Source organism: Ochrobactrum sp. AN78 (genome assembly GCF_029909885.1).
Lineage (GTDB): Bacteria > Pseudomonadota > Alphaproteobacteria > Rhizobiales > Rhizobiaceae > Brucella > Brucella quorumnocens.
Genome location: NZ_JASAMU010000005.1, coordinates 238,334 through 263,407, shown reverse-complemented (window position 1 = coordinate 263,407; position 25,074 = coordinate 238,334). Strand labels below are relative to the sequence as shown.

Sequence of the window (25,074 nt, the reverse complement as noted above, 5' to 3'; positions counted from 1 at the left end):
CCTGTATTCGCTTGTGGTTTTGAGGGGCATCTTTTCGATGAGGGTAAATTACCGGATTATCTTGGCCGACGATCACAGTATCGTCCGCGAAGGACTTAAACTGCTTCTTTCGACTATAAGCGAAACAGTTGTGGTTGGAGAAGTCGGAGATTGTTCTTCTTTACTGGCCGTTCTGGCGCAAACACCTTGCGATATGGTCTTGCTTGATCTTGGAATGCCGGGATTTCATAGTTTCCAGTTTATAGAGCAATTGCGGACAACCTATCCAAAACTGAAGATCGTCATTCTGTCGGCTAACAGCGAGTCTCGATCCATCAGAGCAGCGCTTGCCTCGGGTGCGGATGCTTATCTCACCAAAGACGGCGATCCGGGCGAATTGCTGACGACTGTTACCAATCTTCAAAACGGAAACGATAATGGTGCCGCACACCAGGCTATCGCGCTCAGTCGACAAAACGGTCACGAGCCGGAACCCAATATCGGCATCCAGTCTCCGGTTCCTCTCACCAGACGAGAACTGCAATTTCTGGCTCTGATTCCGCAAGGCGCTAAAACAAGAGAAATCGCAGAGCGGCTCGGAATAAGTGTTTTTACTGCGCGCAAGCACCGCGAAAACCTTATGCGCAAACTCAATCTTCATAGCAGCGCCGAGTTGACAGCCTATGCAGTGCGCCTCGGATTGCCCTCCGCATAATCACTGATAATTGCGGCTCTGGCAGTAGCCACCCTAACTGCCAGAGCCGCTATTCAAGCGCCTTGTTTGGACGCGCATCTTATCCGAAAACCGTTTCACACTTTTCGGGATGCACGATAGCTCGCTCGAATGGAAGTGTTTTCGCTCCTGATCGAAAGCTATCAAGTGGCCTGATAGGATGAAATACGGCACATGTCGTATTTTAGCAGTTGCATCAGGGGATTATGGTCTCGCTCAATCCGCTGACGGGTCGTCGGCGATGGTGATTGGGGCGGCAACCATGTTTCGCAAACACGCAAATTTTGGTGATTTTAGTCGGTCAGTTCTGATCTCAGTTGCTGCAATGCTGCTTGGATCGTTGTCATTTGGGAGCGGACGGGCTGCGGCAGAGAAGATGGAGCGTTCGGATCGTGTCGATGTTGCTATTGTCTTTGCGGTCGATCGGTCATCCCTCCTGGATTCTGACACTGTGCAGATGGTCCGTGCTGGACACGTCGCAGCATTACGGTCTTTGCACGATGTCATGACCAGCGGTCCGAACCAGTGTGTTGCAGTCACCTATCGCGAATGGTCCAGGACGCAAAAGGAAGATGTCGTTCTGCCATGGTCGCAAATTTGCAGCGAAACGGATGCCGATGCAGCCGCCAGAGCAATTGCGCTGAATGATTATGGTCGTTCTGATAGTGATCTCTCTCATGAGAGGAGATCGTTTTCGCTTTTGATAGATGCGGCTTTAGCCGAATTGAAAGCTGCTCCCTGGGGTTCTAACAGAAGAATAGTGAACATATCTGCTGGCGATATCGTTGATATTATCCGACCGTCCGCAGCGACCACCAACATCATTGCCGTACAAAATGACTTTGTCGGGAGAGGTGGGAACGTTATCGCGACGGCCTCATCTTCGTCGGATTATATCGCGGCCATTGAACGGACCTTGATGTTTGATGTTGGCGGCGACAGGGCGTTTTTCATGAAGCCTGAAGAACAAAGCATACGGACGGCCAAGACGGATATCGTGCCTTAAAGCATTTCCGCAAAAGTGCGAAGCGGGCTAAGAATCGCCGTCGGCAAGCCGTTTGATGCCGGACATATTGATGACCGTGAGCTTTTGACGTCCGCCGCGAACGAAGCCTTTTGTCTCCCAGCTGCTCAGAATGCGGGAGACCGTGTGAAGGGTTGTTCCGGTCATTTCGGCAATATCCTGACGGGTGATCGGAAAATCGATGCGGATGCCGTCTTCTTCCTTCTTACCCGCTTGACGGGCAAGGCGGAGAACAGCATGTGCAACGCGGCGCTCCACTTCCTCGGTCGACATTTCGCGAATGCGGGTGTGCGCTTCTTCAAGTCGCTTGCCGATCGTCTGGATCGCATTCATGGCGAGACCGGGGTTCTGCTCGACAAAATAGTCCCAAAGCTCGGTCGGCCAGGCCAGAACGATGCTTTCAGCAACAGCCATTGCGGTTCCGGGATAGTCGCTGCGTTGGAGAGCTTTGGCGAAGCCAAACAGATCACCGGGATGCACCATGCGAACAATGATCTGCTGTCCGTCTGGCGTCACCTGATTGACCTTGAGGCGACCGTGAAGCAGCAAAAAGAACAGGACGGCTTCGTCGCCCTGTTCAAAAATGGTTTCACCCGGAACAACACGCCGCGTTGAGGCGTAAGACACAAGCTTGTCCAGCTCGTCATCGCTCATCTTTGCGAACAACGATAGTTTTCTGACAAGCCCGCGATCTATCGTGGCCATCACGCATCCCCTACTAAAAATCCCCATCGTCGCTTTAGCACAGCTAGAGGAATAAGGGATAGTCTCGGGGGTATAAAATAGGGCATTCAAGCAAAAACCGTCATATGGAAAATTCCTTCAGCCGCTTCAGTACAACCGCATACCAACGATCATCGCGAACCAGACGAAAGCCCAGATTGTCGGGTGGCACACCGACACTGCAGCCACCCGTCTTTGGGTTTCGAATGAATGAACTCATGGCGGCGCGATGCTTGCCATTGACCACATAGACCCCGCAGACGGGCGTCTCCGCAACGACCTTGCCATAGGCATCGATATTCACCCGACGATGGCAGGTCTGTGTCCATTCCCACACATTGCCCGCAACGTCCGCGATGCCCAGTTCGTTCTCGCCAAATGCACCGGCAGAACGGACTTCGGGGCTGCGCTCAAGCTTGCGTGCGCTTTGCTGCTCATAGTCCTTGAGCCAGCGTAAAGCCGGATTGGCTGCATTTTCCTCAATGCCGAGTGCGGTATCGGTGAAGCGAGAGCCGGCAGCAAAAGCCCATTGCTCGTCCGTGGGCAGATGCCAGACTTCGCCGGTCTTTTGCGAGAGCCATTTCGCATAGTTTTCGGCATCATCGTAGCTCACACCGACAATCGGTGCGTCTGTGCCTAAACCGTTTCGATTATGCGGTAACGCTTCTGCCGGTTGGCAGTCGCCATCGGCAATGCAACGCTCATAATCGGATGCGCTGACCTGATATTTCATGATCTCAAAAGACCGCGCGAGTTTGCGTGTCGTCAGCGGCGCATCCACCGGATAATTGTTTTTTTGAAAGTCGCCATCAGCGCGATAGGTCATGCTACGCCGAGTGACAACAATGGTTTGCGGGCGCTCAAATTGCGTGTCTTGAGACGGGCGACCCACCCGCCCTGCAGCATCGACTACGAACAGGCCAGCAATCACTGCCAGCAAAACAGCAGGCACAGCCACGGCCAATTCGCGCAGGGGTTTTCTTTTGCAACCTTTGGTCATTTGGTATCGAGAGGCCGTTTCCTTTTGCAGATACGGCCCCAAGCCTTTCTTCATTCGACAATCACCAAAGAAGTTTCAGTCTTTTCGTTACATGCCGGACGGCGCCAGAATCGACGTCATCAGATCATCATTCCATTCGCCGGTGACTTTGAAGTGCGCAGCCGCACCCAGTTCAAAGGCTTCGATTAGATTGTGGTTCACATAGGCGTAGATGCCCGGCTGCTGGAATGTGTAGAAGGCTGCTGCCGCGGCCCCGCCCGGAATGAACCAGGTTTCCTGATCGAGATCTGGCGGCGTGTTGAACTTGCCTGTTGACCAGACATAGTCGCCATGTCCGCCAATAAGATGTGGTCTGGTATCGCGATTGGCCTGCGAGTGAACGATCAGCACCTTCTCACCAACTTTGGCGGTCATTGCCTTGTCGCCCGTCAATGCGCCCACAGCACCGTTAAAGACAACGTGTGTCGGGGTCAGGGTACGCATCACCTTCACGGTGTCTTCGTAGGCATCGCCCGGTGCATCGTATTTCTTGTACTGACCAGCCTCATCGCGCGGCACATAGAAGTCCTGCTCACCGACATAATAGACTTTGTCGTAAGAGAGCTTGTTGCCCTTGCCGTCGTGCAGTCCATCGCGTGGCAATACCATGATCGCCCCATTCATGCCCGAGACAACGTGCCAGGGAACCATTCCGGGAGGTGCGCAGTGATAGACGAAGACGCCGGGCTTGGTAGCCTTGAAGCGCAGTATCGTCTTTTCACCGGGGTTGATCTCGGTGAGCCCACCGCCACCCAATGCACCAGTTGCTGCATGGAAATCGATATTGTGCATGAGCGTGTTGGTTTCAGGATTGATGAGCGTCAGCTCAACATAGTCGTCCTGATGCACCACCATCAGCGGACCGGGAACGGTGCCATTGAAAGCCATTGCGTGAACTTCGGTCCCCGCATCGTCGATAACGATCTTCTTTTCCTCGATCACCATCGTAAATTCGATGACCTTCGGCCCACCTTCTGCGACCTGGCTGTGAGCGTGGACGAATGGTGGGTCCACCAGCTCCACTTTCTGCCGGGGAAGCGCTGCAGTTTCCGCTGCACTGGCCTTCCGTATTGCGCCATTGCCCCAGGCGGATGTTGTCGCAAACACCGGCGCAAGCGCACCAGCGAGTGCTGCTCCTGCAAGTATCGTGCGGCGGTTGATCTGCATCTGGTCTACCATCGGTTCTCTCCTATACGATAGGACCGAGCGCTCTTTGCTCTGTCGTTTTATGTATAGGAGATCGGCTGGGTTGCTTCCTTGACCGCAATCAACATAGATCATAAATTGTGGAATTAATTATCGTTTAATTACAATAAGTTGGATCGTGTCCGCTAAGTTTCCAAGCGCTTATTTGCGATAGCACAAAGGACGATTGCAGCTGACGCGTGTTGTCAAAAGTAAAACCAACGATTGATTACAGCGGTTCCAGTTAATATTGAACTGTTGGAACCGCTGTAACTATTTGTTCTTACGCATTTCCGAACGCAAACCGGTTCCCACTTTTGCTGGAAATGCTTTAATTTCAATCGCTGGTTTTCGTGAGACGGTTGGGGGTCATGTCTCTTATGGTGCCTGTTATAAAGAGAGGCCTGTGAAACGGGATTGAACTTCCGGCAGTGCCATCTCCGGCATCCATGCCGGTTCATATGTTAGTTCGACATTGGCGCGTGAAACGCCGTCGACAGCTTCCACGCATGTTTGCACGGCTTGCGTGAGAAATCCTGCGGCGGGGCAACCGGGTGTGGTCGTTGTCATCTCCACATTGACCGTTCCGTCGCCTGCGACCTCAATGTGGTAGATCATGCCCAGATCAACCAGATTAACGCCCAGCTCCGGATCAAGTATCAGCCGCAGTGCCTTGAGGATGGCATATTCGAGTTGGACATCATTTTCGCTTTGCATGGCTTTGTCCTCACTCTTGTCGCTCTTGGCCAACGCGGATCATGATACGGTAGGCACTGCCGGTTTCATCGAAGTTGCCGACCCATTCATGGCCGCGTCTTTCAAGCTCTGGAAACAAGAAGAGTGGTTCGCGGTGAAGCAGAGCGAACAAGACCTCGCCGTCTGTCATGCGTTCGAGTTCTGCCAGTATATGAACCATCGGTTCGGGTGGTTGCATGTCTGAACAATCGAGATATTGCGAAGGCTCAGGCCAGATATCGGGCGATCCCACATTGTTGGAAATCTGTATTTCCGGCACCGCGTCTTGCGATGGAGAAAAAAGCGTTTGCCAGTCGCCCTCGTCAATTGGCTGCGGCTCCGCACGAAACCCTTTGCGTTCCATCACGGCAAAGAGCGGTACTGGCTTGAAGGGTGTTATAAGCAAAAGGCTCTGGCCGGGCAGCAGAGTTTCCGTGGCATCCATGATTGCCTGAAAGGGTTCCACACCCCTTTTGAGCAAGGGGCGCACATCCAACTCACGATGAGCGATTTCCTGAATGGATAATGTCATTTCGACCTCCTAAAGCATGTCGCGGAAAAGTGGGAACCGGATTTCCGATATCGACATGCGTAAAAACAAAGACTTAAAGCGTGTGGTCACGCTGCGATAAAACGCGACGCGCTTTAAGCACGGGCGTACCGGCATGGATAAGGTTGGGTAGGGCCACGCCATTGGGCAGGCGCAAACTGGTCGGTACGTCCAGAAGCCGCCGGGCGCGGAAAAAGTGAATGCTCAAAGCCAGAATGGTAATAAGGGTAAGTGAAGATGACAGCCTGAAGATGATTGGATAGTCGGCGATCAGGGCCAAGGTGCTGAACCCAACGCTCCCATAATAAAGGATGAACCAGTGGCGGGCATGTCGCTCACGCACCATGTCCTGCACACGTGGCGTCTGCACGCGGCCCATGACGGGTCCATAGCATTCGAGCCAGGTGAGAAACGGAACGATTTTGTAAAGCTGTGCGAGGCTGAGGCCTGAAAGCCAACCGAAGACAAACAGATAAACGAGTGCGGCAACCATCTTATCGGTCATGCCGGTAAAGAGCATTGTCAGCGCAAGCACCATCGAAATCAGCAAAGCTGCAAATGCAGAAATGCTGGCGGCACTGTTCAATTCAATCGTCCTGCGTTTGCGCCCCTGATAAATTGCGCGCACGTCGAGAATATAAAGAGAAATGCAGACGATACCCGGAACGAGCGCGATCGATTGTGTGATTTCAGGTTGACTGGCACCGAAAGCAACAAGTGCGATGCCGAGGCCAAGGATTATCAATGCAGCAAGACCCAACCACCATAAAAGCCTGGTGCGCTTCGTGTTGTTGTCCGGCGAAAGCATGAACATGGTGAGCAATCGATAGCTCACGCCCATGGCTGTAAAAGTCATCCAGCCGCCAAGTGCCAGCGCCGCATGAATGGATATGGTCGATCCGGCGATATCAAGAGCGATAACCTGCTCGGTCATCCCTGAAAGAACGAAGGTATAAAGCCCTCCAAGACAGGCGACGATCAGCAGGCAGCCGATGCCAATGGCGACGAAGCGTGTGGGCAACGTAATGGGTCGCGCTTTCCAGATTGTCATCCCAAGCATTAGAACGATCAGCGAAAAGCCTGCGATTAAAAGCAGACCTGACATGGGAAGCAGCCAAACCGAATTGTCGAGCAATCCAGACATGCCTGCAAAACTGAAAAGCAGTCCGGTCAGTCCTGTGAGCAACAGCAAAAGTGCTGGCAGCTGTGCGGAACTTCCCCAAAGGGGCTTTGCAACCAGGACCGGCACGAACTGCAACAATGCGCCACTCATCAGCAATGCCAGCCAGCCGATAGCGATGATATGGACGAGGATGAGAGTTTCCGGTGCCCGAATTCCATGAAACGGATAGCCAAAGCCGCCTGCCATCAATCCGACCCCAGCTATGAGGAAGACGAGAGAGGCTGCAAAATAGGACAGAGTCCAGCGGGAAAGAGCGGCACCGATCATCTCAACCCTTCATGAATAGGTTAGTGATTGCCGCAAGTGCACTCATGGTCTGAACCATGAAGCTTGCGCCGTGCAATTTCGACACGCCAGACAGGACCGGTCTCCTTATAGACCCAGGAAAAATCGCCAGGATTGCGGGCCTCGAGCTGGCGGCGCAATGGCACTGGGTCATGATCGTTGACGATCTCCAGCGCATCGCCCGGTTCAAGCGCATCAATCATGGAAAAAATGGTCGCATGTCGTGTGATGGGCGGAATGGTGCGCACGTCGATGACAGGATTTACCGAAACAGGTTCGATTGACATTATAGTTTTCCAAGGCCGTCACTGCCGAAAGATGATGACGACAGCCAGCGTCACCATGACAGCTTTTGTAAACTGATCGATGCGATGCTGCTTTGATGCATCTCAAACAAGACAAAGAATTACAGCATTTCCAGTTACAGCGGTTCCAACGATTCAATAATAACTAGAACCGCTGTAACTGGAGCCACTGTAATGGCTTTCTGACAGAGCTGCCTTGTTCTGGATCAATTTCGGCCCCGCTACTAAAGCGCATCCCGAAAAGTGTGAAACGGTTTTCGGATAAAGATGCGCGTTAAAATAGATAATTGGAGCGCCGATCTGATCCAATCAGATCGAAACGCGCTCTAAAGCATGCCTTCAAAAAGTGCGAAGCATTTTTGGGATAAAGACATACGTAGAAACAAACAGTGAGATGCATTTCCTATGATTCATCATAAACTGGAAGTGCTTTATTGACCAAAGAACAGGACGACAGCAATCACGATAGATGCTGCAACCGCTGAAAGTGTGCCCGCGCCCTGCAAGGCCCCCATTCGATAGAGAACCAGCGAAAAGGCGATGATTGCAGGCGTGGCAACCATGAGTCCGATCTGTGCATCCGTCATTGAAAGATTCCTTGCTTTGAAAAGGAACGATGCCTCCACGCACATGATTTTTCTTTGTCAAAACGCAAAGAAGATGGGGGATGAGCGGGCTAGGCATGCCCCATGCTTGAAACGGAAGACACAGCCTTCGCGGCAACGATTTCAAACGATGAACCGGAGGACAATCTTCTGCTCTGGATTCTCGTCTGGAGCGAACTTGTCACTTTTGCAATTTTGCTGATCGCCTTCATGGTGATGTCGATCATCAATTCAGACGGTGTGGCGCAATTGCGGGCGCATCTCAGCCCCGGCCTTGCTGCAATCAACACGATCGTGCTGCTGATAAGCGGCTGGCAGGCTGCAATCGCTGTGCGGCAACGACATAATGCAAAGAAAGCAAGACGCCCGCTGTTGGGGGCAGCGTTTTTTGGTCTTGTATTCGTGGCCTTCAAATTGGTCGAATACTCGCACGAAATCCAGTTTGTGGGCGACGAAGCTGTGGGGGCGTTTTTCGAGCTCTACTTTCTCCTCACCGGCTTTCATCTCATGCATGTGCTGTTTGGCTCAATCATTTTGGCGCTGGTCGCGTGGCGTCCATCCGCTTCCAATGTTCTGCTTATCAGCACGCTTTGGCACGCGATTGACCTTGTCTGGCTGGTTATGTTCCCGGTTCTTTATCTTGCGTGAGGTGACGAAATGAGAAACGGAGAGTACAGGGCCCTCAACCGCACACTGCTCATTTTGCTGGCGCTTGCAATGAGTGGTGCGCTGATTGCCAGTTTGAGTGCCAGCATGCTTGTCGCGATCATAGCTGTTCTGATTCTTGCCTTTGCAAAAGGCTGGTTCGTCGTTCTCGATTTCATGGAAATGCGCGCCACCAGAGGCGCGTTGAAGCCTGCCTTGCTGGCTTGGCCGGCTGCGCTGCTTATACTCGCCCTCATGCGCTCTGTAGCAGTCCGCTTCCTTCTTTGAACAACCATACAATCTCATTGTTTTGCGCAGTTTTTGCTTAGAGTGCGTTTCGATCTGATTGGATCAGATCGGCACTCTAATTATCTGTTTTAACGCGCATCTTTGTCCGAAAACCGTTTCACACTTTTCGGGATGCGCTCTAAAGCATTTCCAGAAAAAGTGGGAACCGGTTTGCGTTCGGAAATGCTTAAAAGCAAATAGTTACAGTGAGCCCAACGATTCAATATTAGCTGGAACCGCTGTAAACGCTCCAGTCTTTGCCAAAACGCAAAGATGTCTTTTCACCGCTCGATAGAAGGGTGCAGTCCCGTGATGCTGGCGAGGGGATTGACCAGCCGCACCATCGACGGGGGATGAGATGCCGGGGCTCCGCCTTCGGCCAGTGAAAGGACGAAGGGGATGGCAGAACGCCTAACCAAGACCGGCGCCCGAAACGTCTTCTACGGCGGTTCTATTTTCTTTTTCGCGATCTTCGTGGGACTGACGGCGCACAGCCATTACTACATGAAAACCACGTCCACAGATGAATCGACGCTGACCGAAGCGGTCGCACGTGGAAAGCACATCTGGGAGAAAAACTCCTGCATCAATTGCCACACGCTTTTGGGCGAGGGGGCCTATTTCGCACCTGAGCTCGGCAATGTCTGGAAGCGTTACGGCGGCGAGGATGACCCCGAAGGTGCACGCGAGACGATGAAGGCCTGGATGCAAGCGCAGCCCACGGGAATTGAGGGGCGTCGTCAGATGCCACAGTTCAACCTGAGCGAACAGGAACTCAACGATCTGGCGGATTTCCTTGAATGGACAAGCCGCATCAAGACGCAGAACTGGCCGCCCAATGAGGCTGGCTGAGGCGCGGGATGAACGGAGTTTTATGATATGAAATATGAAAGCCAAAAGGTTGCGATGCTCTATTTCTATGGAGCGCTCGTCCTGTTCGTAGCCCAGGTTGCGTTCGGTGTTCTTGCCGGGACGATCTATGTCTTGCCCAACACGCTCTCCGAGCTGCTGCCCTTCAACATCGTTCGCATGATCCACACCAATGCACTGGTCGTCTGGCTGCTGATGGGTTTCATGGGGTCGACCTATTATCTGCTGCCTGAAGAGACAGAGACCGAACTCTACAGTACCAAGCTTGCCGTCATCCAGTTCTGGCTATTCTTTGTTGCGGCTGGCATTGCCGTGGTGGGCTATCTCTTCAAGATCCATGAAGGCCGCGAGTTTCTCGAGCAGCCATTCATCATCAAGGTCGGTATACTCGTCGTCTGCCTGATATTCCTATTCAACATCACGCTGACAGCATTGAAGGGCCGCAAGACGACAGTTACCAACATTTTGCTGTTTGGTCTCTGGGGGCTGGCGCTGTTCTTCCTCTTTGCCTTCTATAACCCGGTCAACCTCGCCATCGATAAGCTCTACTGGTGGTATGTGATCCATCTGTGGGTTGAAGGTGTGTGGGAACTGATCATGGCGTCGATCCTCGCTTTCCTGATGATCAAGCTCAATGGTATTGACCGCGAAGTCGTTGAAAAGTGGCTCTACGTCATTGTCGGGTTGGCTCTGTTCTCGGGTATTTTGGGAACAGGTCACCACTATTACTGGATTGGCGCACCGGGGTACTGGCAGTGGATCGGTTCGCTGTTCTCAACGCTGGAAGTAGCTCCATTTTTTACCATGGTCATCTTTACATTTGTGATGACATGGAAGGCCGGTCGCAAACATCCAAACCGCGCTGCCCTTCTCTGGTCAATCGGTTGCTCGGTGATGGCTTTCTTTGGCGCAGGTGTATGGGGCTTTCTGCACACGCTGTCCTCGGTCAACTATTACACCCACGGCACGCAGCTGACAGCGGCCCATGGCCATCTCGCCTTCTTTGGCGCCTATGTCATGCTCAACCTTGCGGTTATGGCCTACGCGATTCCTGAACTGCGCGGACGTGCGCCTTATAATCAGATGCTCTCCATGGTGAGCTTCTGGGCGATGTGCACGGCAATGTCCGTCATGACCTTTGCGCTCACTTTTGCAGGCGTGGTGCAGACCCATCTGCAGCGTGTTCTGGGTGAAAGCTTCATGGTCGTGCAGGACCAGCTGGCGCTGTTTTACTGGATGCGTCTTGGCTCTGGCATCGTGGTTGTAATTTCGGCTTTCATGTTCATCTGGGCCGTTCTGGTTCCGGGCAAGGAGCGCCGCGAAAACACCTCTGGTTTCGTGCAGCCTGCTGAATAATCGACGCAAAAGCCCTGCCGGAAGGTGGGGCTTTTTTCGTAAAAAAATAGGAAAACTGCCATGAACAGCGTTCTCAAGAATATTGAAACAATCGATGCATCCATCCCTGCTTACAGCCCATCCGGCAACGAATGCGCCTTGTTTGAACTGGCATGGAAGCGCAAGCTGCCATTGCTTCTCAAAGGTCCGACGGGGTGCGGAAAGACACGTTTCGTCAGTCACATGGCAGCAAGGCTCGGCCTGTCTCTCTCGACTGTTTCCTGTCATGACGATCTTGCGGCTGCCGATCTGACCGGACGCTATCTGCTTAAAGGCGGAGACACTCATTGGGTGGACGGACCTTTAACCCGTGCGGTGCGCGAGGGCGGCATCTGCTATCTCGACGAGATTGTCGAGGCACGCAAGGACGTGGCCGTGGTGCTGCATCCACTGACTGACGACCGCCGCATTCTGCCGCTGGAACGCACCGGCGAATTGCTTGACGCGCCGGATCGCTTCATGATCGTTGTGTCATATAATCCCGGCTATCAGAACCTGCTCAAGTCATTGAAACCGAGCACACGTCAGCGTTTTGTGGCTATCGAATTCGATTTCCTGCCCAAAGAACAGGAAATTGCAGTTGTGAGTGCCGAAAGCGGCCTTGACGCGCATAAGGTCGCGCCGCTTGTGGCGCTTGCTCATCGTTTGCGTGGGCTAAAAGGGCACGATCTGGAAGAAGGCGTTTCAACGCGTTTGCTGGTTTACTGCGCATCGTTGATTGATGCTGGCATGTCGCAGCGCGAGGCCGCGCGTGCGGCGATGATTGAGCCGTTGACCGATGAGCCGGATGTGAAGGCAGCGCTGCTTGAAGTCGCCGATGCGATGTTGAAATAGGCGGGTACACCATGCTGGATTTTCTGGAGCTCGAAGAAACAGTTGGCCGCGCCTGGCACCGGCTTATCGGCAAGACCGGATCATGGCCGCAATATCCCGATCAGGCCGTGAAGCTTGCCGATATTCGCCAGAGGCTTGCAATCTGTTTCCGTGGTTTTGGTGGTGACGTCACTGTGCAGATTGCACCCGCTCGTGCCCGAACCTCCGGCCATCGGCTGGGCTTGCGGCAGCGTATGGCTCTGGGTGAGGAAAAAATCGCCCAGCCCCTGCGCGATGAAGCAACGCTGATGTTGCCGCCGGAGATTGCGCTCTTTCCGGATCGCGTGCTGAATTACGATCTCTATGTCTGGCTTGCAGGCTTTATGGCGATCATGCCAACCGAACTGGAAGCCATGCCTGATGATCCGTTACGCCGCGATCTTGCGGCTCTCGATATGGCGGCAGAAATCGTAGCCAAAGCCTGTGAATTGTTTCCCGGGCTGGAAGATCGCTATGCCCGGCTTTGCGACGCCGTGCTGGAGGCGCGACCAAATCGGCGGCTCAACCGACTCGAGCAGCTTGTTGAAGAACGTGTTCTTTCGCTATTGAAGGACGGCGCTGGTCTGCCGGATTTCAGTCTTCCAGCCATTTTCCCGCATCGTGCTCCGGCGGGCTATCTGCCGATCCTTCCCGTTCCGCTCTGGCCGGGGCTTATCCGGCGCGATGAAACAGCAATCCGCGCGGCGGAAGACGAGCCCGTGCGCAACTCTCAGGCTGAAGCTGCCGAAACCTGCCGCCAGATAGCGCAGCGCGAGAAGCAGGACCCGCGGCTTACTGACAGGAGCCCGTTCATTCTCAACCGTTTCGAGAAAATCCTCGCCATGGCCGAGATGGTCAGCGTTGACCGACCGTCGGATGACAGTGACGAACAGAATGCAAAATCCGCTGATGAACTCGATGATCTGACATTGGGCGAGCGTAAGGGCAGGCCTGCTGCTCGCTTCCGCTTCGATCTTGATCTGCCGCCGGAAGCGGTTGATCGCAGCCTGCTGACTGCCAAGCTCACCTATCCGGAATGGGATTATCGCAAAGCGACCTATTTGCAAGATCATTGTAGCGTTCTGGCAGCGCCGGTGCAGGAGCGTGAAGAGGCGCTGCAACTTGATGATGAAGCGCGAAGTCTTGTACGGCGAGTGCGACGCCAGTTTGAAATCCTGCGGCCCGGTCGCGAAATGATGCGCGCACAGCTTGATGGTAATGATCTTGATCTCGACGCTGTGGTACGGTCACGTTGCGATTTTGCGGCTGGCGGGCAAGGTAGTGAGCGGGTGCATCTGATGAGCCGTCCGCAGGCCAATGATCTGGCGGTAACGATTCTGGTCGATGTTTCGCTTTCAACCGATGCATGGGTGGATAACCGTCGGGTGCTTGATGTGGAGAAAGAGGCGTTGCTGGTTCTCGCCAATGGCATTGCTGCCTGTGGCGATCGCTGTTCTATTCTGACCTTCACGTCGCGGCGACGCTCCTGGGTGCGGGTTGAAACTGTGAAGGATTTCGATGAGGCTTTCAGCCCAACGGTTGAGCATCGCATTGCAGCGCTGAAGCCGGGCTTTTATACCCGCATGGGTGCTGCCATGCGCCATGCAACGGCAAAACTCAGCGAACAGCACAACCGAAAAAAGCTTCTGCTGCTTTTAACCGATGGCAAACCGAATGATGTCGATCATTATGAGGGGCGCTTTGCACTGGAAGATACACGCCGGGCTGTGAGTGAAGCGCGCGCCAAGGGCGTTAACGTCTTTGCAGTGACGGTTGACCGCGAGGCCAATGCTTATCTGCCTGCACTTTTCGGACATGGTGGCTTTGCAATGGTTGCAAAACTTGCGAAATTGCCAGTTGCTTTGCCCGCGATCTATCGAATGCTTGCGGGATAGTTTTCAGCAAAATCACTATGCCGGAAGCTTTCGGCATCAACTTCTGTTTAATGAGGAAAAAGCAAATGACTACACAGCCGATCCTCGCAGCAGTTCTTGCCGACAAAGACGTATCCGTTGATCTGCTTTTGGCAGAAGTTGTTGCGCAGAGTGAGGCTTGCGGATTGAAGGTCGCAGGCTTCTTGCAGCACGGCAGCTCTGATGCAGACGATTGCTGCCGTGAAATTGTTATTGAACGGATCGGCGACGGAGTCCGACAGGTTATCTCGCAGCCGCTCGGTTCAGGATCGCGCGGCTGCCGCCTTGATCCCGCAGCACTTGCAGATGTCGCTGGTCCCTTGCTTGCCGAGATCGATGCAGGCGTCGATTTACTGATCCTCAATCGCTTCGGCAAAAGTGAAGCCGAAGGTCATGGCTTTCGCGCGATCATTGAATCAGCTTATTCAAAGCAGATTCCTGTGCTGACCGTTGTGCGTGATGCTTATGTGGGCGACTGGCGCGACTTTGCGAGCGATTGCGGTATGTTGCTGTCGCCCGACGAGGCGGCTCTTGCCGCATGGCTTGAAAGCGTTGTCTCGCTCAAAGTGCTATCAGCTGCCAGCTAACTTTCCTTAGCTATGCATGACAGATGCGGTTTTATGTCGGCTCACCCAGGCTGCGCCAATGCCGCCGTGCAAAAAGCCGTTGGAAAGCGGGACGGCTGGATAGATTGCCTGCAATCGGGCAAGGCCTTCTTCGGTATCGATACGTTCCTGCAGCACTTCGCCATGCACTTTTGCGATAGCAACCATGTCGCAATCCTGCGGCGACAGCCTGAACCGGGCAACGCCTGCGGCTTTCAGGTCGGGCATGTCTTCAATCAGTGCCTGACACGTGTGCGACAGTGTCTGCACCCCATTCAGGGCAAGGAACGACTGGCTATCGAGTGTTTTGACTGGCAGACCGTCCGGCTCCTCGGCACAAACAAACTGACAATTGTCTTTGATGTGTCCTTTAGAGCGTGCATGGGCGCAACGGGCTGAAATGGCGAGTGGTACCCTACCAAAAGTGAAGATTTCGAAGGCAACATCTGGCGCTCCCCTGATGATTTCACGAATTGAAGCCAACGGAAGTTCCGGCGGCAGGCAGATGGATTGTGCGCCGCGCTGAGCCAAAACCTTGGCGGTGGCGGCGTTGTAAACATTGACCAGTGGGCCAACCATATGCGGCTTGCCAGCCAGCAGGCCCAGTGCGGAGAGATCATTGGCTTCGACCGGAAAAAGCGATTGTTCGGCGGTCTGCCGCACATGCTTTGCTTCGCGTTCAAGCATCACGAGGGCAAGCGAACCAAGGCTGATGGTCTTGCCTGCCTGTTCCAGCCGCTCGATCACATCAGCCATGTAGGGATCAATGAAATGGAACCGCTTCGAGCAGACTATTTCACCGAGTGTGACGTGATCGACCGGAGCTTCATCGGCAATGCGGAAATAGAAATCGCGCCATTTCGGGCCATCCCAGAGAAAGAGAACAGGCCCGAGGCTAAGGCTGGGATTAAAGCGTGAATCCGACATGGCTATCTCCAGCGTTTTTCATAGGCGCCCGATGTGGTCTGCTGACCTTCACTCAAAGCACGCAGTCGTGAAAGCAGAGCGGCCCGCTTTTCGGGTCCGGCGGCAAGTGTTTGACGAAGTGTTGATACTACTTCCGCGACATAGGCTTTGCCGCGCTGTCGCCCTTCGATTTTCAAGGCCGAAACACCGGCTGTACGGAGTTCGTCTATGTGGTTCATCACATCAAGAGAAACCGGGTCTTCAAAGGCATAGCCTTCTTCATCGCCGATATTGAAACGCCCTTTGCAAAGGGTCGGATAGCCTGCGGCTTCGCCAGCCGGAAAACGGTTGATGGTGTAATCTCCGAGTTCCGAAACGAGCTCGGAACCTTCGTTCCGATAACGCACATGGCTTGCAGGCGAGCAGACACCGTTCATATTCGGTGAGCGGCCGGTGGCGTAGGACGAGAGCGAGCAGCGTCCTTCGGCCATGACGCACAAGCCGCCAAAGACGAAGACTTCCATTTCGCAAGCAATCTTGCGTCCGAGCTTTGCGATATCGGGGATGGTCAGCACGCGCGGCAACACCACGCGCTTTGCTTTGAAGGCATCGATCAGAAAGCTGATCGCATCGGCATTGGAGGCAGACGCCTGCACCGAAACATGCAGCCGCTGTTGCGGATGGCGCTCTGCAGTGTAGGCCATCAAGCCGAAATCTGCGAGGATCACTGCATCGGCACCAAGCGCCGAGGCGTCATCAACGGCCTTGTACCAGAGTTGCTCATCGCCCGCGCGCATGAAGGTGTTGATGGCGACGAAGACCTGTGTGCGCCGCGCATGGGCGAAATTGATCGCTTCCCGCAACTCCTCGCGACTGAAATTGAGACCGGGAAAATTGCGTGCGTTGGTTTCATCGCGGAAGCCGCAATAGACCGCATCAGCTCCGGCTTGCACGGCTTCGCGAAATGCGGAGGGTGTTCCGGCAGGACAGATCAGTTCCATGAACGGGCGTCCTCCTTTGTGTCGGCGGCGAGCGCTTTGTCGCGCACAAAACCTGCGATGGCTTCCACGACCGGCGCGAATGGCCCTGCGCCTTTTCCAAGGTCTGCCGGCAGATCAACATTGCAATCATCCAGCGCATTGCGCAGGGCAAGCATGGCTTCCATATCGCCAGTCACTGTGATGTCGCGTGAAAAGAACAAGGCATCGCCATCGAGCTTTCCTTCGAGAAGGGCAAGCAGCATGACGAGGGGGCCTTCGATAGCGGCATCGGTCACAAATTCAGTGCTGCTGCGCAGCACTGAAATGCGTGGGGCGCCGGGTTCAACCAGAAAAGCGAAAGGCAAATCGGATGGCCTGAACCCAAACCGCTTGTTGACGTGCTCGCCCAGCCTTTCAAACAGTCCCGGATGTGCGCGGATAACCTGATAGAACACATGAGAAATGAACGGGTTGAGCAAAAATGGCGGAACAAACCGAACTGGGGCAACCACGGCGGGCGGAATTTTCATCATGATTTTGCTCCAGGCATTTCTATGCACACCAGCTTTGCGAGGTCTGCACAAGGACTAGGCGATTCAAGCCTGTAAGAGTTTGATCTGGATCAAAGACGGCAGAAGAATTGCGTATTCAAAGTGAGACATGAAAAATGCCTCCTCACTGCCTTCCTCTTTTGACGATCTACAGAGTTTCGTGTCGGAGCTTGAAAGACGCGGCGATCTTGTCCGTATACAGCGCCCGGTTTCGCTCGTGCATGAGATCACCGAAATTCATAAGCGTGTTCTGGCAGCCGACGGCCCGGCCTTGCTATTTGAAAAGCCGGTTGATGCCGAGGGCAAAGTGCAGTCCATTCCGCTTCTTGCCAATCTTTTTGGCGCTGAGCGGCGGATTGCCTGGGGGCTTGGCCGCACACCTGAAGAGTTTCCTGCTTTAGCCAATTTTTTGGCCGAGCTACGAGCACCAACGCCGCCGCGTTCAGCAGGTGAAATATGGAGCAAGCTGCCTCTGGCAAAAGCAGCCCTGGCAATGCGACCACGTCGTGTCAGCCGTGCGCCGGTGCATGAAATCGTGCGTGAGGAAGGGGCGATTGATCTGGGCGCGTTGCCGATACAATGGTGCTGGCCGGGAGAGCCGGCGCCGCTCGTGACTTGGCCTTTGGTGATCACCTGTGCGCCAGATGATCCTTACGACATCAATGTCGGCATTTACCGAATGCAAAAGCTTGGGCCAGACAGGCTGATCATGCGTTGGCTGGCGCATCGCGGGGGTGCGCGACATCATCGTATGTGGCAGAAGGCAGGGATGGATATGCCGGTTGCAGTTGCAATCGGAGCAGACCCCGCAACAATTCTGGCAGCCGTCATGCCTTTGCCGGAAGGCATGAGTGAACTAGCTTTTTCGGGCCTTTTGTCGGGGCGAAGGCCTGCAATCGTAGAGGCGCACACCGTCCCTCTCACTGTCCCGGCCAACGCGGAAATTGTGCTTGAAGGCTTCGTATCCGTGAGCGAAACCGCGCGGGAAGGGCCTTATGGTGATCACACCGGCTATTATAACAGCGTCGAAGAATTTCCTGTTATCCGTCTTAGCGCAATCACCATGCGCAAGAACCCGCTCTATCTTTCCACTTACACCGGGCGTCCGCCTGATGAACCTTCAAAGCTCGGCGAGGTGATGAACCAGCTGTTTGTGCCGGTCGTGCGCAAGCAGTTTCCCGAGATCACAGATCTCTGGCTGCCACCGGCCGCATGTTCTTATCGCGCAATGGTGGTGGCAATCGACAAGCGATATCCGGGGCAAGCCCGCAGGGTCATGATGGGGCTTTGGTCGATGTTGCCGCAATTCAGCTACACCAAGCTTATCATCGCCGTCGATCCTGACATCGATGTGCGCAATTGGGATGATGTGCTCTGGGCACTTTCCACACGCTTTGATGCAAGCCGTGATCTGGTGACGCTCGATCATACGCCGGTTGATTATCTCGATTTCGCTTCTACGCGTTCGGGGCTTGGCGGCAAGCTCGGGCTTGACGCGACCAATAAGATCGGCGCAGAAACTGATCGCGAATGGGGCGCTGTCCTTTCCATGAATGCAGAGACCATTGCGCGGGTGGACGCAATGTGGGGCGAATTGGGAATCGACCGGGAGAGCAGACAGTGAAGCGGATTGTCGTGGGAGTTTCAGGCGCGTCCGGGTCGCTGATTTCACTGAAAATACTTGAGTGCCTGAACAGGATGCAGTCCGTTGAAACGCATCTTGTCATATCGCAAGCCGCTGAGCGGACGTTGCGCTACGAGCTTGGTCCAAATGGCTATTCAATGCTGCACCGGCTGGCAGAAAAGACCTATTCGATTGAGGATGTTGGAGCCGCGATTGCGAGTGGATCGGTGCCGACAGCCGGTATGATTGTTGCGCCTTGTTCCATGCGTACCCTTGCGTCGATCGCTCACGGTTTCGGCGACAGTCTGCTAACGCGCGCTGCCGATGTGCAGCTCAAAGAGCGGCGCAAGCTGCTGCTGATCGCCCGCGAAACACCGCTGCATCTGGTCCATTTGCGCAATATGTGTACGGTCACCGAGATGGGCGCAATCGTGATGCCGCCTGTACCCGCCTTTTATCTGCATCCGCAGACGGTGGATGAAATTGCCCATCAGATCGCAGCGCGAGCCATTGATCTGATGGGGATTGGTGAGCAGCAGGCCGAAAGCTGGAGCGGCTCAATTTAGTTTCGGATGCCGGTCAACGAGCGCCTGGCGGCGTTGCTGCAGCTCTTCGATCTGCTGTTCCAGCGAGAGGATTTCGTCATCAAGCTTATCGACGCGTTCCTCGATGTGGGAATAAGCTTCTTTGAGCAGCAGTTTGGCTTCCGTCTTGTTGGAGGCGCTTGGTGTGTCGCCACGCAACGGTTTGTTGGCCGTTTCGGGCAGGAAGAACGCTGTGATGAGACCCACGACGGCTGCACACATGAGATAGTAGGCAGGCAAATAGATATTATCCGTTGACTCGACGAGCCACGCGGCAACTGTTGGTGTCAGGCCCGCAATAATGATCGAAATATTGAAGGCCGCCGCAAGCGCGCTGTAGCGAATGCGTGCCGGAAACAATGCAGGCAGTGTTGATGCCATGATGCCGGTCAGGCAGTTGAGCAATATCGCCAATATCAGCAAGCCGGCAAAAATCGTCGCAATGTGGCCGCTGGCCACAAGATGGAAAGCTGGCAGGGCAAACAATAGCAAGCCGAGGCTGCCGATGATCAGAAATGGCCTGCGGCCAAAACGGTCACTGAGAAATCCGACAACGGGCTGCACGAACAGCATCCCGATCATCACCACGATGATGATGAGAACCCCGTGATCCTCAGAATAGCCGAGGCTCTGGGAGAGATAGGTCGGCATATAGGTGAGCAGCATATAATAGGTGACGTTTGTCACCAGAACCAAGCCGATACAGACGCTCAGTGCACGCCAATATTTGTTGATTATCTCTTTAAAGGACACCATCGGACGATCTTCGATGGCATCGCGGTCTTCTTTTTCCAGCGCTTCAAGCTGCTGTGTAAACGCGGGTGTTTCCTCTGCGGCATGGCGAAGATAAAGCCCGATCAAGCCGAGCGGGGCGGCAAGATAGAACGGAATGCGCCAGCCCCAATCGAGAAAGTCTTGTTCTCCAACCATTGTGCTGAGGAACACAACGAGGCCAGCACCGAGCACAAATCCGGCAATGGAGCCGAAATCCAGCCAGCTACCGAGAAAACCACGACGGCGGTCTGGCGCATATTCTGCAACAAAGATCGCAGCGCCCGTATATTCGCCGCCTACAGAAAAACCCTGCGCCAGCTTGCAAAGCAGCAGAAGGATTGGTGCCCAGATGCCGATGGTGGCATAGGAGGGGATAAGGCCGATACAGAAAGTGCTGGCAGCCATGATGATGATTGTGAGCGACAAAACCTTTTGTCGCCCGAAGCGGTCGCCCATGACGCCAAAGAACAGACCGCCGAGAGGGCGCACCAGAAATGGCACAGAGAATGTCGCAAGAGCTGCAATGGTTTGAATGCCGGGTGCTGCATTGGGAAAGAATACTTGCCCCAAAGCATAGGCTACGAAGCCGTAGACGCCGAAATCGAACCATTCCATCGCATTGCCGAGGGCAGCTGCGGTAATAGCTTTTTTGAGTTTGGTGTTGTCGATGACCTTAATGTCGTGAATTTGTAATGGTGTAGCCTGAGATGAGCTGCTTGCAGCATCGCTTTGCGCCATTCGCCACCGCCTTTATGCGTTTTGTTATCGTATCTCACGCAACAGAACAGCGGCCCTGCATTATAGAACATGCATTGGCCGCTTCTTCGTTCAGTCGATTTGAGCGGGTAACGAGTTGGCGTCTGTTTTGGTTCCGATAAGGCTTATAAATAGTCGGCAAAGAAGGCGGCAGATTGTGTTATGCCGGGCCGAGCATGATGAAAGTTTCGCTTTTGCTGACGCCCTGAAGCGAGCGGATTGTCGAAATCACCTCATTGAGTTCGGAAATGGTCGAAACCTCCAGCTCTGCGATCACATCCCAGATGCCATTGGTGTTGAAGACACCGGTCAGGCCCGGGACACGCTTGATTGCGCTGATTGTTGCTTTTAGCGATGAGCCTGACATTTCGATTAGCATGAAGGCACGTATCTGATCCTTGCCAATGTCATCGCGAACGCGGACCGTGAAGCCTTTAATGTCGCCATTGGCAATCAGTCGGTCGAGACGCTTTTGCGCTGTGGCTCGTGCAACGCCTAAGAGTTCCGCGAGCTGTGGAACAGAAGCGCGACCGTTGATGCGAAGCTCAGTGACCAGTCTCTTGTCCAGCTCATCCATGGCAGTGACTTCCTTTAAAGTAAGTATGACTGACGATATCGTCACTATTTTATAAAAATAATCACTTTATATTCTTTTTTGTCAATCTGATTGCAGATAATGATTTTGCCAAGGGGAATGCAACAGCAGCTTCTAATACGAACGAAGTGATAGGAGCGTTACGCAAATCCCTGTTCAGGCCGGATACAAGGTCGCGAAGATAGCGTTAAAATGTAGCTCCAGAATGGGGCTCTCGTAGGGGAACCTTCAACATGAAATTTGCCAAACTTTTTTCTACCGCCCTTGTGGCGCTAGGCATCTGTGTTTCCTTGAACACAGCAAAAGCCGACGATCTGGAAAAGATTCAGAACAAAGGCAAGATGACGATTGCCCTTTCGGGTGTGTTCCCACCATTCAGCTTTGTCGATGAGAGCAACAAGGTTGTCGGCTTTGACGTCGATATCGGCTCGGAAATCGCACGTCGCCTGAAGGCAGAACCTGAAATCGTTACCACGGCCTGGGACGGCATCATTGCAGGTCTCGTGACCGGTCGTTACGACACGATCGTTGGTTCGATGGGCATCACTGAAGAACGCAAGAAGGCAATCAACTTCGTCGGACCTTACTATCGTTCGGGCTTGGCCCTGTTCATTCGCAAGGGTGATACGGTCAAGTCGCTCAACGAACTGGAAGGCAAGACAATCGGTGTGACGCTGGGCGAAACCTCCGAAAAATGGGTTCGTGAGCAGGGCAAATATGAAGTCCGCACCTATAAGGGCTTGCCTGAAATGCTTCTCGACCTTGGCTCGGGTCGTATCGATGCAGTTGTCGCCGATGACGTTCCTGTGCTTGTCGCCATAGGCAAGAGCAATGCGCCGATTGAACAGGTGAAGGACGATCAGCTGCCGCGTTACGATATCGGTATTGCGGTTCGTAAGAACAATCCGGAGCTTCAGGCTGCAATGCAGAAGGCGCTCGACGATATGATGGCTGATGGCACCTATAAGGCCATTTCCGAAAAATGGATTGGTGCGGATATCCGCTAATTCGAACTGTTTCGGGTGTGGGCAGCAAAGTGAGCTGCCCCACTTCCGATTAATAGTCCCTAAACTCAGCTTTACAGCTTCTCGCCAGCCCTGTGGCTGAGAGACATGTGCACCATAGGAGATATTTTCCTGATGGAGCAGAAAGGTTGAAGGATGGATATCGCACTTATCGGGCGGATTTTTCCCTTCATTGTTGAGTCGGCCTGGGTCACAGTCCAACTGACTATCGTATCGCTGCTGATTGGTCTCGTTGTTGCCAGCCTTCTCGTCATGGCGCGCTTTTCGCGCTATGCGCCTATTCGCTGGATCGCCATCGGCTATATCAGCATCATGCGCGGTACACCGCTTCTGGTGCAGCTGTTCCTTGTGTTCTTTGGTGGCCCGCAATTCGGTTTTGAGTTTACCCCGTTTGTTGCGGGTGTCATCACGATGGGCTTCAACATCGGCGCCTATATGTCTGAAGGGATGCGCGGAGCAATTCTGGCGGTCGATAAAGGCCAGAACGAAGCGGCGCGTTCTCTGGGCTTTGGCAGGGCCGGAACCATGCGGCTTTTCATCCTGCCTCAGGCGGCTCCACTCATGATCCGTTCGCTTGGTGTCAATACGGTCATCCTGACCAAGAGTACCGCGCTCGTTTCAACAATTGGCGTGGTGGAGCTGACCTATACCGCCCAGCGCTTTGTCACTTCGACATACAAGCCATTTGAGGTTTTTGCGATTGCCGGTGCAGCTTACATCGTCATCATTGCTATCATTTCACTGATCATCCGCGGCTTTGAGATCTTTTTCAATGCTGACAGGAGGGCGGAAGCATGAGCCTGGATTTCACCGTTGTTCCGTCTTATCTGGAATTGATGCTGATAGGTCTGCTCTGGACCGTTATGATCACTGTTCTTGCGGGTGTGATCAGCATTGTGCTCGGTATTCTGATCGCAATCATCACGCTTCATGCGCCTAAAATAATCAGCCTGCCTGTGCGCGGTATTGTTTTCCTTTTCATGGGAACGCCTCTGCTGTTGCAACTCTATCTGCTCTATTATGGCCTTTCGCAGATCGGCATCATGGTGCCAGCGTTCTGGACCGGCGTGTTTGGGCTTGGCATGCATTATGCGGCCTATAATGCCGATATTTTCCGCGCATCGCTTGAGACCGTCGATGAAGGACAGATGGAAGCCGCCCGGTCGCTTGGTTTTAGCCACGGATCGTCGCTTCGCTATTTCATCATCCCACAGGCGATCCTCACGGCTCTGCCGCAGGTTGGCAATAACAGCATCATTCTGCTCAAGGACACAGCCGTTCTCTCCGTGCTCGGCATCACAGAACTGGTACTGAATGCGCAACGCGCCATCAGCGAAACCTATCGCCCCTTTGAGTTCTACTTCGTTGCAGCCGTGCTCTATTACCTCGTCAATCTCTTGATGGAATGGGGTTTGAGCAAAGCTGCCAAGAAAGCGGAAGCTATCCGATGAACACACAGACTCCCATGATCGAATTGCGTCAGATCAGGAAATCCTATGGCGAACATGAGGTGCTGAAAGGCATCGACCTGACTGTCGCACGAGGCAAGATCGTTTCCATCATTGGCCCCAGCGGATCGGGAAAAAGCACACTGCTGCGCTCGATCAATATGCTGGAAGAAACGTCAAGCGGTGAAATCTGGCTTGATGGCAATCAGGTCAATCGCCCGCTCAAAGGTCGCGCTTTTGAAAAGCACATCAACCATATCCGTCAGGAAATGGGGATGGTTTTCCAGCAGTTTAACCTGTTTCCGCATCTGACCGTGCTACAGAACATCATGATTGGCCCTATGCGCCTCAAAGGGCTTTCGCGCAGCGATGCACTGGAACGTGCGAACAACCTGCTGGCCAAGGTCGGTCTTGTCGACAAAGGCAATGCCTATCCGGCACGTCTTTCGGGTGGTCAGAAACAGCGTGTTGCGATTGCCCGTGCTCTGGCGATGCAGCCGAAAGTCATGCTTTTCGATGAAGCAACCTCCGCGCTCGATCCGGAGCTGGTTGAAGAAGTCAATCAGGTCATGAAGCAGCTCGCAAATGAGCACATGACCATGTTGATCGTGACACACGAAATGCGCTTTGCGGCGGAAGTTTCTGACCATGTGATGTTCATGGACGGCGGTGTGGTGGTCGAACAAGGTCTGCCGCAGCAAGTTCTGTCTGATCCCACGGAAGAGCGGACGCGGGCATTCCTGCGTAAGCATCTTTCGCACTAGTGCATCGGCCCAAAAATTGGAATCAATTTTTGGGGTAAAGACATGCGTAAAAACAAATAGTTACAGCCGGTCTACAGCGATCAGCGTCTTAAAACTTATATTCTGCAGCGTATTTCTATCGTCTCGGAATACGCTCTAATCGACGGAGACTAG

Annotated in this window: 28 protein-coding genes; 15 read left to right on the top strand and 13 right to left on the bottom strand. The window is 53.7% G+C overall.

What is annotated here, in order from left to right; genetic code table 11:
- Nucleotides 1–37 precede the first annotated feature (37 nt).
- Together QBD00_RS12195 and QBD00_RS12190 are read left to right on the top strand one after the other, a co-directional pair.
- A complete protein-coding gene (locus tag QBD00_RS12195) occupies nucleotides 38–694 on the top strand; it encodes a response regulator transcription factor (protein WP_318579615.1) in 657 nt (218 codons plus the stop codon).
- 280 nt (nucleotides 695–974) lie between these two features.
- Nucleotides 975–1,718, top strand: a complete 744-nt coding sequence (locus QBD00_RS12190; RefSeq protein WP_191793989.1) for a DUF1194 domain-containing protein — start codon at nucleotides 975–977, stop codon at nucleotides 1,716–1,718.
- A 27-nt stretch (nucleotides 1,719–1,745) separates the two neighbouring features.
- Here the strand turns inward: QBD00_RS12190 and QBD00_RS12185 are convergent, their stop codons facing one another.
- From QBD00_RS12185 to QBD00_RS12150, 8 genes are all read right to left on the bottom strand, one after another.
- The gene (locus QBD00_RS12185; protein WP_095445123.1) at nucleotides 1,746–2,441 is read right to left on the bottom strand and encodes a Crp/Fnr family transcriptional regulator; all 696 of its coding nucleotides are present in this window, start codon (nucleotides 2,439–2,441) and stop codon (nucleotides 1,746–1,748) included.
- 100 nt (nucleotides 2,442–2,541) lie between these two features.
- Nucleotides 2,542–3,459: a formylglycine-generating enzyme family protein gene (locus QBD00_RS12180; RefSeq protein ID WP_318579614.1), complete on the bottom strand. Its 918-nt coding sequence runs from the start codon at nucleotides 3,457–3,459 to the stop codon at nucleotides 2,542–2,544.
- Nucleotides 3,460–3,546: 87 nt separating this feature from the next.
- Nucleotides 3,547–4,677 carry a copper-containing nitrite reductase gene (nirK, locus tag QBD00_RS12175; RefSeq protein WP_318579613.1) on the bottom strand — a complete coding sequence of 377 codons (1,131 nt, stop codon included), beginning with the start codon at nucleotides 4,675–4,677 and terminating at the stop codon, nucleotides 3,547–3,549.
- Nucleotides 4,678–5,073: 396 nt separating this feature from the next.
- The gene (locus QBD00_RS12170; protein ID WP_151091181.1) at nucleotides 5,074–5,400 is read right to left on the bottom strand and encodes a metal-sulfur cluster assembly factor; all 327 of its coding nucleotides are present in this window, start codon (nucleotides 5,398–5,400) and stop codon (nucleotides 5,074–5,076) included.
- 10 nt (nucleotides 5,401–5,410) lie between these two features.
- Entirely contained in the window at nucleotides 5,411–5,950 is a 540-nt protein-coding gene (locus QBD00_RS12165) for a DUF2249 domain-containing protein (protein ID WP_318579612.1), read from the bottom strand.
- 73 nt (nucleotides 5,951–6,023) lie between these two features.
- A complete protein-coding gene (locus tag QBD00_RS12160; protein ID WP_318579611.1) occupies nucleotides 6,024–7,418 on the bottom strand; it encodes a hypothetical protein in 1,395 nt (464 codons plus the stop codon).
- A gap of 20 nt (nucleotides 7,419–7,438) precedes the next feature.
- Nucleotides 7,439–7,723: a DUF2249 domain-containing protein gene (locus QBD00_RS12155; RefSeq protein ID WP_264231564.1), complete on the bottom strand. Its 285-nt coding sequence runs from the start codon at nucleotides 7,721–7,723 to the stop codon at nucleotides 7,439–7,441.
- 449 nt (nucleotides 7,724–8,172) lie between these two features.
- Nucleotides 8,173–8,328: a hypothetical protein gene (locus QBD00_RS12150; protein ID WP_095445113.1), complete on the bottom strand. Its 156-nt coding sequence runs from the start codon at nucleotides 8,326–8,328 to the stop codon at nucleotides 8,173–8,175.
- A gap of 102 nt (nucleotides 8,329–8,430) precedes the next feature.
- Here QBD00_RS12150 and QBD00_RS12145 point away from each other — a divergent pair, with 102 nt between their 5' ends.
- The 7 genes from QBD00_RS12145 (at nucleotide 8,431) to QBD00_RS12115 (ending at nucleotide 14,896) form a co-directional block, all read left to right on the top strand.
- Nucleotides 8,431–8,994, top strand: coding sequence for a cytochrome c oxidase subunit 3 (locus QBD00_RS12145; RefSeq protein ID WP_318579610.1), 564 nt, complete (start codon nucleotides 8,431–8,433; stop codon nucleotides 8,992–8,994).
- Between the two features lie 9 nt (nucleotides 8,995–9,003).
- Complete coding sequence (locus QBD00_RS12140; protein ID WP_318579609.1) at nucleotides 9,004–9,279, top strand: cytochrome C oxidase subunit IV family protein; 276 nt, start codon at nucleotides 9,004–9,006, stop codon at nucleotides 9,277–9,279.
- Nucleotides 9,280–9,678: 399 nt separating this feature from the next.
- The gene (locus tag QBD00_RS12135; protein WP_095445110.1) at nucleotides 9,679–10,131 is read left to right on the top strand and encodes a c-type cytochrome; all 453 of its coding nucleotides are present in this window, start codon (nucleotides 9,679–9,681) and stop codon (nucleotides 10,129–10,131) included.
- Nucleotides 10,132–10,158: 27 nt separating this feature from the next.
- Nucleotides 10,159–11,505: a nitric-oxide reductase large subunit gene (locus QBD00_RS12130; RefSeq protein WP_151091175.1), complete on the top strand. Its 1,347-nt coding sequence runs from the start codon at nucleotides 10,159–10,161 to the stop codon at nucleotides 11,503–11,505.
- Between the two features lie 60 nt (nucleotides 11,506–11,565).
- Nucleotides 11,566–12,378, top strand: coding sequence for a CbbQ/NirQ/NorQ/GpvN family protein (locus tag QBD00_RS12125; protein WP_318579608.1), 813 nt, complete (start codon nucleotides 11,566–11,568; stop codon nucleotides 12,376–12,378).
- A gap of 11 nt (nucleotides 12,379–12,389) precedes the next feature.
- The gene (locus tag QBD00_RS12120; RefSeq protein WP_318579607.1) at nucleotides 12,390–14,291 is read left to right on the top strand and encodes a nitric oxide reductase activation protein NorD; all 1,902 of its coding nucleotides are present in this window, start codon (nucleotides 12,390–12,392) and stop codon (nucleotides 14,289–14,291) included.
- Between the two features lie 65 nt (nucleotides 14,292–14,356).
- Nucleotides 14,357–14,896, top strand: coding sequence for a DUF2478 domain-containing protein (locus QBD00_RS12115; protein ID WP_318579606.1), 540 nt, complete (start codon nucleotides 14,357–14,359; stop codon nucleotides 14,894–14,896).
- Between the two features lie 6 nt (nucleotides 14,897–14,902).
- Here the strand turns inward: QBD00_RS12115 and QBD00_RS12110 are convergent, their stop codons facing one another.
- Genes QBD00_RS12110 through ubiT form a run of 3 tightly spaced genes read right to left on the bottom strand, consistent with a single transcriptional unit; the run spans nucleotide 14,903 to nucleotide 17,333 of the window.
- Nucleotides 14,903–15,841, bottom strand: a complete 939-nt coding sequence (locus QBD00_RS12110; protein WP_318579605.1) for a U32 family peptidase — start codon at nucleotides 15,839–15,841, stop codon at nucleotides 14,903–14,905.
- A 2-nt stretch (nucleotides 15,842–15,843) separates the two neighbouring features.
- Nucleotides 15,844–16,821 (bottom strand): ubiquinone anaerobic biosynthesis protein UbiU, encoded by a 978-nt coding sequence (locus QBD00_RS12105; protein ID WP_318579604.1) that lies wholly within the window; start codon nucleotides 16,819–16,821, stop codon nucleotides 15,844–15,846.
- Entirely contained in the window at nucleotides 16,812–17,333 is a 522-nt protein-coding gene (ubiT, locus tag QBD00_RS12100; RefSeq protein ID WP_151091169.1) for a ubiquinone anaerobic biosynthesis accessory factor UbiT, read from the bottom strand. Before ubiT ends, QBD00_RS12105 begins: the two co-directional genes overlap by 10 nt.
- A 127-nt stretch (nucleotides 17,334–17,460) precedes the next feature.
- On the opposite strand from ubiT, the gene QBD00_RS12095 reads away from it, so the two are divergent.
- Both QBD00_RS12095 and QBD00_RS12090 read left to right on the top strand, forming a co-directional pair.
- Entirely contained in the window at nucleotides 17,461–18,975 is a 1,515-nt protein-coding gene (locus QBD00_RS12095; protein ID WP_318579603.1) for a UbiD family decarboxylase, read from the top strand.
- A complete protein-coding gene (locus QBD00_RS12090; protein WP_151091167.1) occupies nucleotides 18,972–19,541 on the top strand; it encodes a UbiX family flavin prenyltransferase in 570 nt (189 codons plus the stop codon). Before QBD00_RS12095 ends, QBD00_RS12090 begins: the two co-directional genes overlap by 4 nt.
- Here the strand turns inward: QBD00_RS12090 and proP are convergent.
- Together proP and QBD00_RS12080 are read right to left on the bottom strand one after the other, a co-directional pair.
- On the bottom strand, nucleotides 19,533–21,071 hold the full coding sequence (proP, locus tag QBD00_RS12085; protein ID WP_318579602.1) for a glycine betaine/L-proline transporter ProP: 1,539 nt from the start codon (nucleotides 21,069–21,071) through the stop codon (nucleotides 19,533–19,535). The two genes, QBD00_RS12090 and proP, sit on opposite strands and share 9 nt — an antisense overlap.
- Before the next feature lie 178 nt (nucleotides 21,072–21,249).
- Nucleotides 21,250–21,666, bottom strand: a complete 417-nt coding sequence (locus QBD00_RS12080) for an Lrp/AsnC family transcriptional regulator (RefSeq protein ID WP_100557622.1) — start codon at nucleotides 21,664–21,666, stop codon at nucleotides 21,250–21,252.
- A 251-nt stretch (nucleotides 21,667–21,917) separates the two neighbouring features.
- Between QBD00_RS12080 and QBD00_RS12075 the strand changes: the two genes are divergently transcribed.
- From QBD00_RS12075 to QBD00_RS12060, 4 genes are all read left to right on the top strand, one after another.
- Nucleotides 21,918–22,691: an ABC transporter substrate-binding protein gene (locus QBD00_RS12075; RefSeq protein WP_151091165.1), complete on the top strand. Its 774-nt coding sequence runs from the start codon at nucleotides 21,918–21,920 to the stop codon at nucleotides 22,689–22,691.
- A gap of 153 nt (nucleotides 22,692–22,844) precedes the next feature.
- A complete protein-coding gene (locus tag QBD00_RS12070; protein ID WP_095445097.1) occupies nucleotides 22,845–23,507 on the top strand; it encodes an amino acid ABC transporter permease in 663 nt (220 codons plus the stop codon).
- Complete coding sequence (locus QBD00_RS12065) at nucleotides 23,504–24,160, top strand: amino acid ABC transporter permease (RefSeq protein ID WP_151091164.1); 657 nt, start codon at nucleotides 23,504–23,506, stop codon at nucleotides 24,158–24,160. The genes QBD00_RS12070 and QBD00_RS12065 overlap by 4 nt, the downstream gene beginning before the upstream one ends.
- The gene (locus QBD00_RS12060; protein WP_318579601.1) at nucleotides 24,157–24,921 is read left to right on the top strand and encodes an amino acid ABC transporter ATP-binding protein; all 765 of its coding nucleotides are present in this window, start codon (nucleotides 24,157–24,159) and stop codon (nucleotides 24,919–24,921) included. Before QBD00_RS12065 ends, QBD00_RS12060 begins: the two co-directional genes overlap by 4 nt.
- Nucleotides 24,922–25,074: the final 153 nt, after the last annotated feature.

What these genes read in the sequence shown, in the direction of transcription:
- QBD00_RS12195 (WP_318579615.1), top strand. Translation starts at nt 38, where the DNA reads ATGAGGGTAAATTACCGGATTATCTTGGCCGACGATCACAGTATCGTC.
- QBD00_RS12190 (WP_191793989.1), top strand. Translation starts at nt 975, where the DNA reads ATGTTTCGCAAACACGCAAATTTTGGTGATTTTAGTCGGTCAGTTCTG.
- QBD00_RS12185 (WP_095445123.1), bottom strand. Translation starts at nt 2,441, where the DNA reads ATGGCCACGATAGATCGCGGGCTTGTCAGAAAACTATCGTTGTTCGCA.
- QBD00_RS12180 (WP_318579614.1), bottom strand. Translation starts at nt 3,459, where the DNA reads ATGACCAAAGGTTGCAAAAGAAAACCCCTGCGCGAATTGGCCGTGGCT.
- nirK (WP_318579613.1), bottom strand. Translation starts at nt 4,677, where the DNA reads ATGGTAGACCAGATGCAGATCAACCGCCGCACGATACTTGCAGGAGCA.
- QBD00_RS12170 (WP_151091181.1), bottom strand. Translation starts at nt 5,400, where the DNA reads ATGCAAAGCGAAAATGATGTCCAACTCGAATATGCCATCCTCAAGGCA.
- QBD00_RS12165 (WP_318579612.1), bottom strand. Translation starts at nt 5,950, where the DNA reads ATGACATTATCCATTCAGGAAATCGCTCATCGTGAGTTGGATGTGCGC.
- QBD00_RS12160 (WP_318579611.1), bottom strand. Translation starts at nt 7,418, where the DNA reads ATGATCGGTGCCGCTCTTTCCCGCTGGACTCTGTCCTATTTTGCAGCC.
- QBD00_RS12155 (WP_264231564.1), bottom strand. Translation starts at nt 7,723, where the DNA reads ATGTCAATCGAACCTGTTTCGGTAAATCCTGTCATCGACGTGCGCACC.
- QBD00_RS12150 (WP_095445113.1), bottom strand. Translation starts at nt 8,328, where the DNA reads ATGACGGATGCACAGATCGGACTCATGGTTGCCACGCCTGCAATCATC.
- QBD00_RS12145 (WP_318579610.1), top strand. Translation starts at nt 8,431, where the DNA reads ATGCTTGAAACGGAAGACACAGCCTTCGCGGCAACGATTTCAAACGAT.
- QBD00_RS12140 (WP_318579609.1), top strand. Translation starts at nt 9,004, where the DNA reads ATGAGAAACGGAGAGTACAGGGCCCTCAACCGCACACTGCTCATTTTG.
- QBD00_RS12135 (WP_095445110.1), top strand. Translation starts at nt 9,679, where the DNA reads ATGGCAGAACGCCTAACCAAGACCGGCGCCCGAAACGTCTTCTACGGC.
- QBD00_RS12130 (WP_151091175.1), top strand. Translation starts at nt 10,159, where the DNA reads ATGAAATATGAAAGCCAAAAGGTTGCGATGCTCTATTTCTATGGAGCG.
- QBD00_RS12125 (WP_318579608.1), top strand. Translation starts at nt 11,566, where the DNA reads ATGAACAGCGTTCTCAAGAATATTGAAACAATCGATGCATCCATCCCT.
- QBD00_RS12120 (WP_318579607.1), top strand. Translation starts at nt 12,390, where the DNA reads ATGCTGGATTTTCTGGAGCTCGAAGAAACAGTTGGCCGCGCCTGGCAC.
- QBD00_RS12115 (WP_318579606.1), top strand. Translation starts at nt 14,357, where the DNA reads ATGACTACACAGCCGATCCTCGCAGCAGTTCTTGCCGACAAAGACGTA.
- QBD00_RS12110 (WP_318579605.1), bottom strand. Translation starts at nt 15,841, where the DNA reads ATGTCGGATTCACGCTTTAATCCCAGCCTTAGCCTCGGGCCTGTTCTC.
- QBD00_RS12105 (WP_318579604.1), bottom strand. Translation starts at nt 16,821, where the DNA reads ATGGAACTGATCTGTCCTGCCGGAACACCCTCCGCATTTCGCGAAGCC.
- ubiT (WP_151091169.1), bottom strand. Translation starts at nt 17,333, where the DNA reads ATGATGAAAATTCCGCCCGCCGTGGTTGCCCCAGTTCGGTTTGTTCCG.
- QBD00_RS12095 (WP_318579603.1), top strand. Translation starts at nt 17,461, where the DNA reads ATGAAAAATGCCTCCTCACTGCCTTCCTCTTTTGACGATCTACAGAGT.
- proP (WP_318579602.1), bottom strand. Translation starts at nt 21,071, where the DNA reads ATGGCGCAAAGCGATGCTGCAAGCAGCTCATCTCAGGCTACACCATTA.
- QBD00_RS12080 (WP_100557622.1), bottom strand. Translation starts at nt 21,666, where the DNA reads ATGGATGAGCTGGACAAGAGACTGGTCACTGAGCTTCGCATCAACGGT.
- QBD00_RS12075 (WP_151091165.1), top strand. Translation starts at nt 21,918, where the DNA reads ATGAAATTTGCCAAACTTTTTTCTACCGCCCTTGTGGCGCTAGGCATC.
- QBD00_RS12070 (WP_095445097.1), top strand. Translation starts at nt 22,845, where the DNA reads ATGGATATCGCACTTATCGGGCGGATTTTTCCCTTCATTGTTGAGTCG.
- QBD00_RS12065 (WP_151091164.1), top strand. Translation starts at nt 23,504, where the DNA reads ATGAGCCTGGATTTCACCGTTGTTCCGTCTTATCTGGAATTGATGCTG.
- QBD00_RS12060 (WP_318579601.1), top strand. Translation starts at nt 24,157, where the DNA reads ATGAACACACAGACTCCCATGATCGAATTGCGTCAGATCAGGAAATCC.